Raw genomic sequence first — 14287 nt, 5'->3', positions numbered from 1 at the left:
TCCTTTACAGCGGCGGATAGGCGTTGCGCAGCAACTCCTGGAACTGGGCTGGGTACCAGTGCCCGGACAGTGGCGCGTCCGGCCGTGCGCCGCTCATGTTGTTGTTGTTGCGCGGGTTTCCGGTGTACGTCGGGTCGCACATCCGGTCGAAGCCCTTGCCTTCGTTGTTCGGGATCTCCTTGCTGGAGCCGTCGGACTCGCCCGGCGGCTTGATCCACACGTAGGCGTCGATGCCGGCCTCCGGCGCGGCCTTCGGGCGCTCACCGATGCCAGCCCCGGCCTGGTTGCACCAGTTGCCGAGGTGGATCCGGCGGTCCAGCTTGCCCCCGTTGACGTACGTGTCCACAGTGTCCCGTGGGCCAGGACCGGTCGGTCGCGCCGAGCCGCCCCAGCCGTTTCGGGAGGTGTCGATCAGCATGCCGACGCCCGACGGGAAACCGGCTCGCACAGTTTCCTCACGGAATGCCTTGGCGAAGGACACTTCATCGACGTAGCGGTTCCAGTCCACCCACTTCGACTGCCGCACCGAGGTACCGTTGATGGAGTCGTTGATCGTGTAGAACTGCTCCTTCAGGATGCCGTAGTTGGCGGTGTTGGCGATGAAGCCGTGCACGTTGTTCACCGTGCTGCCGGAGGCCCTGGCGGCCTGGGCCATGATCTGCGCTGAGGGCGTGAAGTTGTCGTCCCAGCCCAGCCAGCCGTGGTGGCCCGCGTCGATGTAGTTGTAGACGTTCGGGATCGCACCCAGTTTGGCCAGCGCGTATCCGACACCGTTGACGTAGTTGCCGTTGGCTTTCATCGTGTCGCACTGCGGGGTGGCGGTCGGCCGCGGCGTGACGTTGGTGATCAGGTTGGGCAGCGAGTCGATCTCGATCACGGTCACGATCCGCAACGCGGAGTACTTCGTGTCAGCCAGGATCGCCGCGATCGGGTCGATGTACTCGGCCTTGTACTTCGGCAGCTCATCGGCCTTGAGCTCGCCGTTGGACGCCAGTGCCGAGCAGTCCCGGCCGGGCAGGTTGTAGATCACCAGCTGGATCACGTACGGATTTCCGGCAGCCTGCCGGACCGCTTCGTCCAGGTGGGCCCGCAGGCCACGGGCGGTCGCCGTGCCGTTGATCGCGGCGATGCGGTCGAGCCAGACCGCGGTCGGCTGGTTGGCGATCGCGCTTCCGCCGGGTTCCGCCGATGCCTTCGCTGCCCAGTCAGGGTTCACGTACACCCCGGCGCCGACATAAGGATTGTCCACCTTGGACCCTGGTGGCGGGTCGGTCGGCGGTGGTGTGGTGCCGTCGCATGTGACCCCGTTCAGCTTGAACGAGGTCGGCTTGTCGTTGGTACCCGAGAAGGTCCCGTTGAAGCCCGGCGAGACGCTCGCGCCCGTCGCCAAGGAGCCGTTCCAACTCGGGTTGCGGACGGTCACCTTGGTGGCTTGCTGCCCGAACTGGGCGTTCCAGCCCTGTTGGACCTGCTGGTTTCCGGGGAAGTCCCATTCGAGGGTCCATCCGCCGGTGATCGGATCGCCGAGATTGGTGATCGCCACGGTCGCGCCGAATCCAGTGTTCCACTGGTTGGTGATGCTGTATTCGACTTTGCAACCGGGCGCCGCGTTCGCAGCCGGTGCGGCCAGAGCGGCGACTGTTGTCGCAGCTAGCAGGGCTGAGACGGCCAGTGCTGCGTGGAGCCTCATGCATCGCCTCCTTGCGTGCAGAGCCAGATTCTGGGAGCGCTCCCAATCGACCGTAGCCTCACACTCCGCACCTTGACAAGGACTTGGCGTAGCCAGATTCTGGGAACGCTCCCAGAAGGCGTTCACGGAGGAGCGCAATGAAGCGACTCGCCCTGCTCGCCGCCATCGCCATGGCACTGTCCACAGTGGTCATAGTGCTCGGCGGCACCCCCGCGCTTGCCCACGGTGCGATGCTCAAACCCGGTAGCCGGACGTACTTCTGCTGGAAGGACGGACTGACCCAGAACGGCAACATCGTCCCGGTCAACCCCGCCTGCGCCGCCGCCGCGGGCGTCAGTGGGACGAACCCGCTGTACAACTGGTTCAGCGTGCTGCGCTCCGACGGCGACGGCCGCACCCGCGGGTTCGTCCCGGACGGCCAGCTGTGCAGCGGCGGCAACCAGACCTTCGACGGCTGGAACCTGCCCCGCGACGACTGGCCACTGACCCACCTGACCGCGGGCGCGGACTTCGCCTGGGCCTACAACGCCTGGGCCGCGCACCCCGGCTGGTTCTACCTGTACGTCACCAAGGACAGCTGGAGCCCGACCAGGCCGCTGACCTGGAACGACCTCGAGGACCAGCCTTTCCTCTCGGTCGACCACCCGCCGCTGACCGGCCAGGTCGGTTCGGTCGACGCCCAGTACAACTGGCGCGGCCGCTTCCCGTCAGGCAAGAGCGGCAAGCACATCATCTACTCGGTGTGGAAGCGCTCGGACAGCAAGGAAACCTTCTACGGATGCTCCGACGTGGTCTTCGACGGCGGAAACGGCGAGGTCACCGGCATCGGCGAGGGTGGACCGCCCGGCGGCAGCCCGGGTGCGTGCACGGGGACCTACCGGGTGACGAATGCCTGGCCGGGCGGCTTCCAGGCCGAGGTGACCGTCCGCAACACCGGGTCGACCACGTTGTCCGACTGGACCGTTTCGTGGCCGACCGCCGCTGGCCAGACGGTCACCAGCGTATGGAACGGCGTCCGCGTCGGGTCGGGATCACCTGTCACAGTGCGGAATACCGACGGGAACAGATCCGTCGCGGTGAACGGGCAAACGACGTTCGGCCTGACCGCCAACACGACCGGTGGCAGCGATCCTGGTGGGGCACTGACGTGTTCAAGCCCGTGATCGCACCGCGATGACTGTGTCCGTCACGGTGGCGATCTGTCCGCCCGGCCCGGTGGCCTTGCGCTCCGGCGTTGCGAGGCGTTCGGGTTGCCACCGTGACGGATCAAGGTCGAGTTCGTCGAAGATCTCCTGCGGTGTCGGGAAAACCGTGTCCGGATCGGCCGACGACCACGGGTGCAGCGACCCGTGGTCGACGATCAGCAACAGCCCGCCCGGTGCCAGCGCGTGCGCGGCCTTGCGGAACGCGGCGGCCCGGTCGAAGTCGAAGGGCGTCTGCAAGTACTGGGCGTTGATCAGGTCGAACGGACCAGTGGGGAACGTCTCGCTGAGATCGTGCTGCTCGGTGGTGACGTGGACGCCGTTGGCTTCGGCGTGTTCGCTGGTGTGGCGCAGGGCCGACGCGGCGATGTCGACCGCTGTCACCTCCCAGCCCTTGCCGGCGAGCCACACCGCGTCACCACCTTCCCCGCAGCCGAGATCCAGCGCGCGACCAGGCTTTCGATCTGCGACGGTCTCGACGAGAAGGGCGTTGGGCGTGCCCTTCCAGCGCCGCTTTCCGTTGTAGCGGTTTTCCCAGAACTCTCGGGCGTTTGTCATGGTCACACCATGACCGGCGGCTTGCTGGACTTGCAAAGTTTCATGCCGTTCCGGCAAGTTCTAGGGCATGGACGAACTGCGTGACGTGCTGGACGCCGTCGGTCCCAAGCTGCGTACCCTGCGCAAACAGCGTGACATCACGCTCGCGGACCTCTCACGGGCCACGGGTATCTCACAGAGCACCCTCTCCCGGCTGGAGAGTGGCAGCAGGCGACCCAACCTCGAACTGCTGTTGCCACTGGCCAGGGCTTACGGCGTACCGCTCGACGAGCTGGTCGGGGCGCCCGCGACCGGTGATCCGCGTGTGCACCTCCGGCCGGTGAAGCGGTTCGGCATGACGTTCGTGCCGCTGAGCAAACGGCCCGGTGGGATCCAGGCGTTCAAGCTGGTCATTCCGCCGAGGCCGAAGAGCTACACGCCGGAGTTGCAGACACACGAGGGCTACGAGTGGCTCTACGTCCTGGACGGCCGATTGCGTTTGATGCTCTCCGACCACTACCACGTCTTCAAGGCGGGCGAGGTGGCTGAGTTCGACACGCACACTCCGCACAGCCTCATGCCCGACGACGACCGGCCGGTCGAACTGCTGATCCTTTTCGGACCGCAGGGTGAACGCGTTCACCTTGGCGGTTCAGCGGAGTCTCGACGGGAGTACTAGGCGCTCGCACGATCGTCACGCGGAAACTACTTGCCTGACAGCGTTTCGGCACCGGGGCCGGTGAAGTCGCTCGCGGTCACCGGTCTGCCGGTGAGCAGCATGAGCAGGGCTTCGGCCGTGCCACGGACTTCTGGGCCGGCGCCGTGTGACCAGTCGAGATCCGTGGCGATCAGACGCACGCCACGGTGCCTCGGACGGGAGATCATGATCGACAACGGCCACCGCAAGGCGGCGAAGAAGTCGGCGACGATCGGAAAGGCCGTAGGGTTCAGCGCTTTCGGTCTGCCGAGCGGTTTACGGATATCGATGGCGTGCACGACCGCATCCGCCAAGGCGGCCTTCTCTGGACCCCCAGGCGGTTTCAGGCCTTTCTCGGCGGTGACCTGAAGCTGCGCGAGGATCGCCTCAGGGCCACGGCGGGCCCAGTGCCGCGCGGCTTCGGCGTTGCCCTTGTTCACCCGCAACCCGCTGCGCACCATGAACTTCATGGTCTCCAAAGGCGAGGCTGCCGGGGCCCATGCGATGTGCGCGGCGACTTCTTGCACTGTCCAACCGGAACACAAGGAAGGCGTCGCCCACTCTTCGGGCGTCAGCGTCTTGAGGAACTCGATGTGCTCGAGTCGCTCCGACTTGATCAGGTCCGCTAGCCCCGTCATCGGGACATTGTGACTCTTGCCGGCGCCGGGCGCCAGCGTGGACTGACGGCGCCTGGGTGCCCAGGCGCCGTCGCTGTCCTACGGCGTCACCGGAATGTTGGTGAGCCCCTTGGTCGCGCCGGTCGCGGTGTTGGAGCCGTACACCACATTGGGGTTGGCGGTGCACTTCGACACCGAGGTGATCTTGATGGCGTACTCGCCCACGCCGCCGAGGTCCGACTTGTTGTTGCGCCACGTGTTGCCGCAGCCGTTGGCGAACGAGGGCGTTGTGCTCGGGTTGTGGGTTTCGTAACCGTTGGCGAAGACGCCGGGGGTGGTGAACGTGCCGGTGTTGTTCTCGATGAGGTACCCGGTTCCCTTGACGTCCACCCACGAGTCGGCCGAGTTCTGGCCGGTGATGCCCTGGCCGTTGAAGGTGTTGCCACGGATCACGCCGTTGGCGGTGCCCTCCTTGACGTCGATCGGTTCCGCAGCGACGTTTGGGCCGATCTGGTTGTTGAGCACCTGCACCCGGTCGGCCTTGTCCACGCCGCCGCTGTTGCCGTGGCACGCCCAGTTCGAGCCTGCCGAACCGATGTACACACCCTCGCCGTAGCCCTTCTGGACCAGACCGGTGTCGGTGATCAGCGAGTCCCGGATCACGCTGTCCGCGGAGGACTTCCTGAAGTGCACGGCCTCTTCGTCGACGTGGTGCACGTGAACGCTGGAGACCACGGCGTGGTGCGAATTGTCGATCACGATGCCCTTTTTGGACTCCGCGACAGTGAAGCCGGTGAGGTTCCAATAAGGAGCGTTGGACAGCCACAGCCCGTAACCGGAGTCCCAGCCGGCGGTCGGTGCCGGGCAAGAGGGTGCTTCACCGGACGGTCCGTCGTTGATCAGGACGGCGTTGCGTGGCCCGGTCAGGGTGATGGGCTGAGCCGCGGTGCCGGCTTTCTGGGTGACGAACGATCCGCGATAGATGCCCGCGGCGAGCTTGATCGTCTGTCCCGGTGTGGCATTGGCCAGAGCTGCTCGCAGTTGTGCCGCGGTGCTGACGTCCACAACAGGTCCGCCACCGCCGCCCGAGGATGTCCTGACAGTTATCGGAGAGCTTGCCGCGGACGTGTTCCCGGCCGCATCCCGTGCACGGACGCTGAACGTGTACGAGGTGTCGGCCGAGAGCCCGGTGACAGCCGTCGAAGTGGTCGCTGACGTTGCCACGACAGTGCTTGCTTGCAGGACCTGGTACTCGGTCACGCCCACGTTGTCGGTGGACGCGTTCCACCCCAAGGACACCGAACTCGACGTCACGCCCGTCGACCGGAGGTTGCCGGGGACGGTCGGGGCCTGGCTGTCGACGGGTGGCGCAGCGCCGCAGGGAGCGCCGTTCACCGTGCAGGACAGGGGAGTGCCGAGGCCGGAGACGTTGAAGCCGAAGCTTTCGGTTGCGCCAGGAGCGATGTCGCCGTTGTGGGCGGCGTTGGTGAACTTGTAGTGCTGGCCGGTCTGGGTCCTGGTGGAACTCCACGAGTTGCTGACCGTGCTCCCGGCGGGAAGATCGAACTCGACGGTCCAGGTCGTCGACGGGGTGTCACCGCTGTTGGCGATCGTGTACGTGGCGCCGTAACCGGTGTCCCACACCGAGGTCTGGGTGAATTTCGCCGTGAGTTGCGGCGCGGCCTGTGCGGCAGGGGTGACACCGAGTAAGGCGGTGAACGCCGCCGCGGTGACCAGAAGCGTGCCCCTGGTACGGGACATGGGCGGAAACCTCCGAGTGCAGGGCGGCGGTTTGACGACGAGCGTGACATGCCAGCGGGAAGCTGGTCAATACTGATAGGAAACTTTCCTAACAATTACGCGCGGGTCGCCCTGAGGATGAACGCGGTGTCGGCACCATGGGACGGCGGATCCCAGAGCGACGTTTCAACCTGCTGAAATCCCGCGTCCTCGACGGCCTTTTCCAGCCCGTCGGGCAGCCACTTGCGGTGGGCGGACAGCAACATCCGGCCACCCGGCCGCAGAACGCGGTGCAGCTCGGCGAAGGCGGCCTGCCAATCCGGCCAGATCTGGACGTTGTTGACCGCGAGGACAACGTCAACGGAGGCCTCCGGCTGCGAGGTGCTCTCGGCGGCTCCGTCGCGGATGGTCACCCTGCCTTCGCGGATCAACTCCTTGCAGCGGCGTGCGGCTGCGTCACGCATTGTCTTCGACGGCTCGATACCGATCACATGGCGTGACTTCGTTCCGGCTGCTTCAAGACCGATGCCTGGCCCGTGGCCAAGAACCACCACGACGTCGTGCTCGCCGAGTGCGGCCAAGGAGACCACATGTCGTTCGGTCGCGGCGTTTCCCCGGGCCATCAGCCAGCCGCCGACACGCCCCAGCAGCCCCCGTGGGCAGCCGAAACCGTTGCGCAGAATGCGTGTGCCGAGACTGTCCATCCATCCACTCTGCTCCGGTGGCCACCGCGCCCGCAACGCGGCGTGCCGCCTGCATCCTAAGTAGACATGCTGGCCCCGGTGGCGGGCACTCTGGCCCGGGTCGGGAATGATCAAGACGACCGCGCTGTTGTCTGCAGACATGTCCTTTGTTATGACAGCCGAGGAACGGATGGCGTTCCTGGCCGAGCCGCACATCGGGATTCTCGCGATTACCAGGGACGGTCGCGCGCCGCTGGCCGTGCCGGTCTGGTACGACTACGAACCCGGCGGCGACCTGCTGATCTGGATCGAACGCGACACCGTCAAGGACAAGCTGATCAGGGCAGCGGGCACGTTCAGCCTCGCCGTGCACAACGAGACCGAGCCGTACAAGTACGTCACCGTGGAAGGCCCGGTCATCGCCAACGACGCCCCGCCGACCCGGGATCAGGCCGTCAAGATCGCCAGCCGCTATTTCCCGGTGGATCGTTCCGAGCTGTACGTCGACGAAGCGCTGGGGGAGCATTCCGTGCTCGTGCGGATGCGCCCGCAGAAGTGGCTGAGCAACGACCAGAGCAAGGGCTGACTCAGCCGTCCTCAGGCACCGGGATGTCACATGAAAGTGACTCGTACGGGACGTACAGGCAGAAGGGGTGCCCGACGGGGTCGAGGAAGATCCGCGCTCGCTCCTGCGGCTGGTAGTCCGCGAGTGTCGCGCCGGTCGTGAGCGCGTGTGCGCTCGCGGCCTCGAGGTCCTCGACAGCGATGTCCAGGTGTGCCTGCATCTGCTGCTGGCCGGGTTTGGCAGGCCACGTCGGCGAGGCGTATTCCGGGTCGGTCTGGAAGGACAACCCGGTGCCGCCGCCTGGTGGCGTGAGCGTTACCCACTTCTCCTCTTGCTCACACATTTCCCACCCCATCAGCTGACGGTAGAACTCCGCCAGTTCACGCGCGTCGGGTGCTTCCAGAACTGTCGTGCTCAGTTTCATGTGTGCCATGACCGTCGAGTACCCCATGAGTGGGTGCCATCACACCCGGGAACCGTAGGCACGCTACGTACGACTTGTGGAAGGTGACCAGACCGGTAGGAGCCGCCCTCGCGGGCGCGGTGACTGTCCTCGTGCTCGTCGCGCTGATCGGCGCGTCCGGACATGTCGCGCTCGGCGACACCGATCCTGGGGCGTTCGTGCGGTTCAGTGCGGCACTTGTCCGGCTGACAGCGGACGGCGCGGGGGCGTTGACCGTGGGCGGGCTGGTGTACGCGGTGTTCATGGCGCCAGCCCGGCGGGACGGGGTGCTGAAGGCGGAAGGTTACGCGGGGCTGCGTATCGCCACTCACGCTGCGGTCGCGTGGTTTGCCGCCGCAGCGGCCATGGTGGTGCTCGACGTCGCCGACGCTTCGGGCCAGCCCTTGTCCGAAATGGACATCCCGCGTCTCGTCGGTGGCTTCACCGCGCTGGAAACCCCCAAAGCCTGGGCGATTTCCGCGGCGCTCGTGCTGATCGTGCTGATCGCCTGCCGGATTGTGCTCACCTGGTTGTCTTGTGCTGCGCTGACGTTGATCGCACTGTTCGCACTGCTGCCACCCGTGGTGGCCGGGCACGCATCAGCAGGAGCCGGGCACGACATCGCGACGGACGCGGCGATTTGGCACGTGACAGCGGCCGCGGTCTGGGTGGGCACGCTTGTCGTCCACGTCAGCCGGGGGCAGCAGTACAAGAGCAAGTACAACGTCATTTCCCTGATCTGCTTCGGTGTATTGGCCATCTCGGGTGCCCTGGAAGGACTCGTCCTGACACCGTGGCGAGACCTGCTGACCTCCTACGGCCTTCTGCTGCTGGCCAAAGTGGTCATCCTCGCGGCCTTGGCGATGTTCATCAGGCGAGCACTGTGGGCTCAAGTGTTGGTGATGGCTGTCGGCATCGGTGTCTCGGTGGGGATGGCCAGGCAGCCGCCGCCCGGGTTCTTCGCAGCTCAGACACCGATGGACACGCTGATCGGGCACGACATCTCGGCCGCGCCCAGCGTGTGGGACTTCTTCGCGGCATGGCGGTTCTCCCTGATCTTCGGAACCGTGGCCATCCTGCTGGTGATCGGCTATCTCCTTGGCGTACGGGCACTGCGGGGGCGTGGAGATCACTGGCCGGTCGGACGGACAATCGCTTGGTTGCTTGGCTGTCTGGTGGTGCTTCTGGCCACGTCGTCCGGAGTCGGACGCTACGGGCCAGGTGTTTTCAGCGTGCACATGGTGACGCACATGGCGCTGAACATGCTGGCGCCCGTGCTCCTTGTGCTGGGCGCCCCGGTGACATTGGCATTGCGTGCGCTAAGTCCAAACCAAGGTCCGCGAGAGTGGTTGCTGGCTGTACTGCACAGCAAGGTCTCGCGGGTCCTGACGAACCCGTTGGTGGCGTGCATTCTTCTGGTCGGGTCGTACTACGCGCTCTATCTCACCGGGCTTTTCGACCAGGCGGTGCGGTGGCACTGGGCGCATCTGCTGATGAACACTCACTTCCTGCTGACGGGATACTTGTTCTACTGGGTGGTCATCGGTGTCGACCCCGGCCCGCGCCGCCCGCCGTACCTGGGCAGGCTGGCCATGTTGTTCGCGGTCATGCCGTTCCACGGGTTCTTCGGCGTGATCATCATGTCCACACAGGACGTGATCGCCGAGAACTTCTACCGTTCGCTTGCCGTGCCATGGATCGGTGACCTCCTCGCCGACCAGCGCCTTGGTGGCGGGATCGCGTGGGCGTCCGGTGAGATCCCGGTTCTCGTCGTGGTGATCGCCCTGCTGGTGCAGTGGTCGCGTTCGGACGAACGCGAGGCCCGTCGGCACGACCGCAACCCCGAGTCCGAGGACGAACTGGCCGCGTACAACGCGATGCTGGCCAAGCTTTCGGACATCCGCCGATGACAGGAGAATCGTGACCATCGAGCTGGAAATCGGCGGCATGACCTGTGCCGCGTGCGCGACCCGTGTCGAACGCAAGCTGAACAAGGTCGACGGCGTGCAGGCGACGGTCAACTACGCGACCGAACGTGCCAGCGTCCGGACGTCCACTGTGGATGTGGAAACGCTCGTCAAGGTCATCACGAACGCCGGGTACACGGCCTCCGCGGTCCGTACTGACCCAGTGAAGGCGTTGTGGCGTAGGCTGATCGTGGCCGTGGTCCTGATGGTTCCGCTGGGCGACTTGTCCTTGGCGATGACGTTCCTGCCGCAATTGCGCTTCCCTGGCTGGCAGTGGATCTGTCTCGCGCTCGCGGTGCCGGTCGTGTTCTGGTCGGCGTTGCCGTTTCATCGGGCCGCACTGAAGAACGCGCTGCACGGCGGCACAACGATGGACACCCTGGTGTCCCTGGGCGTGCTGGTGTCGTTCGGCTGGTCAGTGTTCACGGTCTTCGCGAGCCCCGACGGCGGTAGTTACCTTGAAGTCGCCGCGGGTGTGACGACATTCCTGTTGGCAGGCCGTTATTTCGAAGCACGAGCCAAGCGGACCGCCGGTGCCGCGATGCGTGCGTTGTCCTTGCTGGGCGCCAAAGACGTCACGGTCATCCAAGGCGGTGCCGAAAAGCTGGTCCCGATCGGCAGTCTGTGTGTCGATGACCGCTTCGTCGTCAAGCCAGGCGAGAAGATCGCGACCGACGGAGTGGTCGAGTCCGGCCACTCCGATGTGGACACGAGCATGATCTCCGGCGAATCGGTTCCCGTTGCCACCGAGCAAGGAATGGCCGTGATCGGCGGGACCATCTCGTTGACCGGCCGCTTGGTCGTCCGGGCGGCCCGGATCGGCTCGGACACCCAGCTCGCCCAGATGACCCGGCTTGTCGAGGAGGCACAGTCGGGCAAGGCCAAGGTCCGGCGGCTGGCCGATCGGGTCGCCTCGGTGTTCGTGCCGGTGGTTCTCGGGCTTTCCGTGCTGACCGCGGCGATCTGGGTGATCAGCGGCGGGTCCACTGTGGAAGCGCTGACGGCCGCGCTGTCAGTGCTGATCATCGCGTGTCCTTGCGCACTTGGTCTGGCAACACCCACGGCATTGCTTGTCGCCACAGGCAGGGGCGCCCAGCTGGGGCTTCTGCTGCGCGGTCCGCATGCGTTGGAGGCTGTGCGCAACGTCGACACAGTGTTGCTGGACAAGACAGGCACGGTCACGACCGGGCGGATGGAGGTGTCCAGTGTCGTCGGTGATGTCCTGACGACCGCGGCGGCTCTGGAATCAGCGTCCGAACACGCTGTCGGCCGGGCGATCGTCGCAGCCGCACAGGACTTTCCCGAAGTCACGGACTTCCGGGCCCTGCCAGGGCTCGGAGCGATCGGGGTTGTGCGAGGAAAGACCGTTCTGGCAGGGCGAATCGCGGCGTTCACCGAACGCGGCTGGGATGTGCCCGCCGAACTGCGACAGGATTCGACCGACACGGTCGTCCTGGTTGGCTGGGACGGCGCCGCGAAGGGCCTGATCACCCTGCGGGACCAGCCCAAACCGAGTGCCGCGCACGCCGTCCGGCTGCTGCGATCTCGTGGCCTGAACCCCGTCCTGGTCACCGGTGACAACGAGTCCACCGCCCGAGCGATCGCTCACGAAGTCGGGATAGACGAGGTCCACGCCGGTATGCGACCGGAGGAGAAGGCTGAACTCGTGCGTCGTCTGCAGAGCCAGGGACGCGGCGTGGCGTTCGTCGGTGACGGCATCAACGACGCACCCGCGCTGGCCACGGCGGACCTGGGCATGGCGATCGGAACAGGCACGGACGTGGCACTCGCGGCGGCGGACGCGATCCTCGTTCGTGACGACCTCACGGCCGTCGTGGACGCCATCAGCCTGTCCTGCAGGACACTGCGCACAATCCGCGGGAATCTCGCCTGGGCCTTCGGCTACAACGTGGCCGCGTTGCCCGTCGCCGCATTGGGTTTGCTGAACCCGTTGGTCGCGGGAGCGGCGATGGCGCTGTCCTCGGTGTTCGTCGTCTCCAACAGCCTCAGACTGCGCAAATTCACCCCGGAAATTCCCCCGGAACTGACCGGTGGGTCCCAGCCGACTAGTGAGCAGAGGACTGTCACTGGGAGGTAACTCTTGGAACGCCGTACTTTCCTACGCGCGTCAGCGCTGTCCGCCGGGGTGATGGCAACGGGCGCACCCATCGCCTCGGCGTCACAGTCGCCGTTACGTGTTCAGGTGCTGGTGTACGAAGGCGCGGAGGAGCTGGACTTCGTCGCGCCGTTCGATGTGTTGTCCATGGCGGGCCACATGAGCGACCGTATCCGGACGAGCCTGGTGTCGACCGGCAGGCCGACCACGATCACCGCGTCGAAGGGCATGCGGATCGATGTGCCGCGCGGATGGTCGCCGCAGGACGCTGACGTCCTGGTGGTGCCGGGTGGCGGTTTTGCCAATCAGCCGGCATCGGGCCTTGCGCGGTTGCTCGCGGACAAGGCGTTCATGCGCCGCCTTGCTGACGTGAAGGCGGTCATGGTCGGGGTCTGTACCGGCGTGATGGCCTTGTCAGCGGCCGGTTTCACGCGAGGCAGGCCCGCCACCACGCACGCGGGCGCCAAGGCGGATCTCGCCGCGCAGGGCGCGACGGTGATCAACGCGCGCGTGGTCGACGACGGCAACCTGGTCACCTGTGGCGGCATCACGTCCGGTCTGGACGCCGCGATCTGGCTGGTCGAGCGGTACCTCGGCGTGCAGCTGGCCAACCGGATCGAGACCGTCATGGAGTACGAGCGCCGCGGCACGGTCTGGCGCAACACCTAGGCACGGAACTCTGGATCACTCCCGGCGACGAACGCGTCCCGGGGGTGTTCCACCGATGCCAGCGACACGATGTCCCTGCCGTAGAACACGGCCGTGAGCCAGACGGCCAGCACACGCACCTTGCGTTCCCAGCTGGGCACGGCGAGGACGTGGTAGCCGCGGTGCATCAGCCAGGCCAGGAACCCCTTGATCACGATCCACCGCCACTGGAAGATGCCCCGGCCGATCCCCAGCGTGGCCACCGCGCCAAGGCTGTGGTGCTCGTAGGCCTTGGCCTTACCGCCCCGCAGCGTGGCCGCGACGTTCTTGGCCAACAGCTTGCCTTGGCGGTACGCGTGCTGCGCGTTGGGCACAGTAAGGGCCCCAGGCACATCCGACGCGAGGTCTGGCACGGCGGCGTTGTCGCCCGCGGCCCACGCGTCCTCGACACCGGGCACGCGCAGGTCGGCGGTGACTACGATCCGCCCGACCGCGTCGGTCGGCAGGTCGGTGTGCTTGTGCACCACCGGGTTCGCCGCGTTGCCCGCGGTCCACACGATCAGACCCGAGTCGTATTCATCGCCGTTCGACAGCACGATATGACCGTCCACAGCAGACTGGACCGTGGTGTTGAGGTGCACCTTGGCACCGCCCTGCTCCAACGACCGCACCACCCACCGGCCAGGGCGGTCGGTGACCTCGGGCAGGATCCGCCCGGCAGCCTCGACGAGGTGGAACCGAAGCTCGCTCTCGTCCAGCTCGGGGTAGCGCTTCACCAGCGCCTTGGCCAGCGAGAACACCTCAGCGAACCCTTCGACGCCGGTGAAGCCGCCGCCGACGAACGTGACCGTGAGCAGCCGTTGCCGCGCCGGGCCCGGTTGGAGCACCGCGGCGCGGTCGAACGAGGTCAGCAGGCGGTCGCGGATGGCCACGGCCTCCTCGATGTGCTTGAGCCCGATCGCGTGTTCGGCGATGCCCGGCACCGGGAACTTCCGGGTGACCGCTCCGGCGGTGACCACGATGATGTCGTAGCCGATGTCGAACATCGGCCCGTCCATCGGGCGGACGGTGACCGTGCGACGCGCGTGGTCGATCTCGGTCACCATCCCCGCGACGAGCTTGGTGCGGCGCAGGTGTCTGCGTAGCGATATGGCCGCGTGACGCGCCTCGATCGAACCGGCCGCGACCTCAGGCAGGAACGGCTGGTAGGTCATGTAGGGGCGGGGATCGACGAGGGTCAGCTCGGCCTCGCCCTTCCGCAGCTTCTTCTCGAGTTTCCATGCGGTGTAGAAGCCGGCGTAGCCACCGCCGACCACGAGGATCTTGCGCATGACGTCCCCTTTCTCTTCTCACAGCCTGGACGGCACAGCCGTACCCGCTGTG

The 14287-nt window shown here is 66.2% G+C and carries 13 protein-coding genes; 6 read left to right on the top strand and 7 right to left on the bottom strand.

Features of this window, described 5'->3' with window-relative positions; all coding sequences use genetic code 11:
- Positions 1-4: 4 nt before the first annotated feature.
- Positions 5-1690, bottom strand: a complete 1686-nt coding sequence (locus tag B9C43_RS35855) for a glycoside hydrolase family 6 protein (protein WP_084431130.1) — start codon at positions 1688-1690, stop codon at positions 5-7.
- A 137-nt stretch (positions 1691-1827) separates the two neighbouring features.
- On the opposite strand from B9C43_RS35855, the gene B9C43_RS35850 reads away from it, so the two are divergent.
- A complete protein-coding gene (locus B9C43_RS35850; protein WP_084431129.1) occupies positions 1828-2853 on the top strand; it encodes a lytic polysaccharide monooxygenase auxiliary activity family 9 protein in 1026 nt (341 codons plus the stop codon).
- On the opposite strand, the gene B9C43_RS35845 is transcribed toward B9C43_RS35850, so the two are convergent.
- Positions 2842-3450 carry a class I SAM-dependent methyltransferase gene (locus B9C43_RS35845; RefSeq protein ID WP_084431228.1) on the bottom strand — a complete coding sequence of 203 codons (609 nt, stop codon included), beginning with the start codon at positions 3448-3450 and terminating at the stop codon, positions 2842-2844. The two genes, B9C43_RS35850 and B9C43_RS35845, sit on opposite strands and share 12 nt — an antisense overlap.
- Before the next feature lie 67 nt (positions 3451-3517).
- Between B9C43_RS35845 and B9C43_RS35840 the strand changes: the two genes are divergently transcribed.
- On the top strand, positions 3518-4108 hold the full coding sequence (locus B9C43_RS35840; RefSeq protein WP_084431128.1) for a helix-turn-helix domain-containing protein: 591 nt from the start codon (positions 3518-3520) through the stop codon (positions 4106-4108).
- Between the two features lie 26 nt (positions 4109-4134).
- Here B9C43_RS35840 and B9C43_RS35835 read toward each other — a convergent pair whose 3' ends face one another.
- The 3 genes from B9C43_RS35835 to B9C43_RS35825 form a co-directional block, all read right to left on the bottom strand.
- Positions 4135-4764, bottom strand: coding sequence for a maleylpyruvate isomerase family mycothiol-dependent enzyme (locus B9C43_RS35835; protein WP_051896789.1), 630 nt, complete (start codon positions 4762-4764; stop codon positions 4135-4137).
- A gap of 78 nt (positions 4765-4842) precedes the next feature.
- Complete coding sequence (locus B9C43_RS35830) at positions 4843-6504, bottom strand: cellulose binding domain-containing protein (protein ID WP_084431127.1); 1662 nt, start codon at positions 6502-6504, stop codon at positions 4843-4845.
- A 95-nt stretch (positions 6505-6599) separates the two neighbouring features.
- Positions 6600-7187: a class I SAM-dependent methyltransferase gene (locus B9C43_RS35825; protein WP_084431126.1), complete on the bottom strand. Its 588-nt coding sequence runs from the start codon at positions 7185-7187 to the stop codon at positions 6600-6602.
- A 139-nt stretch (positions 7188-7326) separates the two neighbouring features.
- On the opposite strand from B9C43_RS35825, the gene B9C43_RS35820 reads away from it, so the two are divergent.
- On the top strand, positions 7327-7752 hold the full coding sequence (locus B9C43_RS35820) for a pyridoxamine 5'-phosphate oxidase family protein (RefSeq protein WP_084431227.1): 426 nt from the start codon (positions 7327-7329) through the stop codon (positions 7750-7752).
- Between the two features lies 1 nt (position 7753).
- Here B9C43_RS35820 and B9C43_RS35815 read toward each other — a convergent pair whose 3' ends face one another.
- Complete coding sequence (locus B9C43_RS35815) at positions 7754-8164, bottom strand: VOC family protein (RefSeq protein ID WP_051896790.1); 411 nt, start codon at positions 8162-8164, stop codon at positions 7754-7756.
- A 74-nt stretch (positions 8165-8238) separates the two neighbouring features.
- On the opposite strand from B9C43_RS35815, the gene B9C43_RS35810 reads away from it, so the two are divergent.
- Genes B9C43_RS35810 through B9C43_RS35800 form a run of 3 tightly spaced genes read left to right on the top strand, consistent with a single transcriptional unit; the run spans position 8239 to position 12925 of the window.
- Positions 8239-10083 carry a bifunctional copper resistance protein CopD/cytochrome c oxidase assembly protein gene (locus B9C43_RS35810; RefSeq protein WP_235039044.1) on the top strand — a complete coding sequence of 615 codons (1845 nt, stop codon included), beginning with the start codon at positions 8239-8241 and terminating at the stop codon, positions 10081-10083.
- Between the two features lie 10 nt (positions 10084-10093).
- On the top strand, positions 10094-12238 hold the full coding sequence (locus B9C43_RS35805; protein WP_327224049.1) for a heavy metal translocating P-type ATPase: 2145 nt from the start codon (positions 10094-10096) through the stop codon (positions 12236-12238).
- 3 nt (positions 12239-12241) lie between these two features.
- Positions 12242-12925, top strand: coding sequence for a DJ-1/PfpI family protein (locus tag B9C43_RS35800; RefSeq protein WP_143446824.1), 684 nt, complete (start codon positions 12242-12244; stop codon positions 12923-12925).
- Here B9C43_RS35800 and B9C43_RS35795 read toward each other — a convergent pair.
- A complete protein-coding gene (locus B9C43_RS35795) occupies positions 12922-14235 on the bottom strand; it encodes an NAD(P)/FAD-dependent oxidoreductase (protein ID WP_084431125.1) in 1314 nt (437 codons plus the stop codon). The two genes, B9C43_RS35800 and B9C43_RS35795, sit on opposite strands and share 4 nt — an antisense overlap.
- Positions 14236-14287: the final 52 nt, after the last annotated feature.

The organism is Kibdelosporangium aridum (genome assembly GCF_900176515.1).
Taxonomy (GTDB): domain Bacteria; phylum Actinomycetota; class Actinomycetes; order Mycobacteriales; family Pseudonocardiaceae; genus Kibdelosporangium; species Kibdelosporangium aridum.
This window is presented reverse-complemented; position numbering and strand designations above follow the sequence as displayed.

What these genes read in the sequence shown, in the direction of transcription:
- B9C43_RS35845 (WP_084431228.1), bottom strand. Translation starts at nt 3,450, where the DNA reads ATGACAAACGCCCGAGAGTTCTGGGAAAACCGCTACAACGGAAAGCGG.
- B9C43_RS35855 (WP_084431130.1), bottom strand. Translation starts at nt 1,690, where the DNA reads ATGAGGCTCCACGCAGCACTGGCCGTCTCAGCCCTGCTAGCTGCGACA.
- B9C43_RS35825 (WP_084431126.1), bottom strand. Translation starts at nt 7,187, where the DNA reads ATGGACAGTCTCGGCACACGCATTCTGCGCAACGGTTTCGGCTGCCCA.
- B9C43_RS35820 (WP_084431227.1), top strand. Translation starts at nt 7,327, where the DNA reads ATGTCCTTTGTTATGACAGCCGAGGAACGGATGGCGTTCCTGGCCGAG.
- B9C43_RS35840 (WP_084431128.1), top strand. Translation starts at nt 3,518, where the DNA reads ATGGACGAACTGCGTGACGTGCTGGACGCCGTCGGTCCCAAGCTGCGT.
- B9C43_RS35835 (WP_051896789.1), bottom strand. Translation starts at nt 4,764, where the DNA reads ATGACGGGGCTAGCGGACCTGATCAAGTCGGAGCGACTCGAGCACATC.
- B9C43_RS35815 (WP_051896790.1), bottom strand. Translation starts at nt 8,164, where the DNA reads ATGGCACACATGAAACTGAGCACGACAGTTCTGGAAGCACCCGACGCG.
- B9C43_RS35830 (WP_084431127.1), bottom strand. Translation starts at nt 6,504, where the DNA reads ATGTCCCGTACCAGGGGCACGCTTCTGGTCACCGCGGCGGCGTTCACC.
- B9C43_RS35795 (WP_084431125.1), bottom strand. Translation starts at nt 14,235, where the DNA reads ATGCGCAAGATCCTCGTGGTCGGCGGTGGCTACGCCGGCTTCTACACC.
- B9C43_RS35850 (WP_084431129.1), top strand. Translation starts at nt 1,828, where the DNA reads ATGAAGCGACTCGCCCTGCTCGCCGCCATCGCCATGGCACTGTCCACA.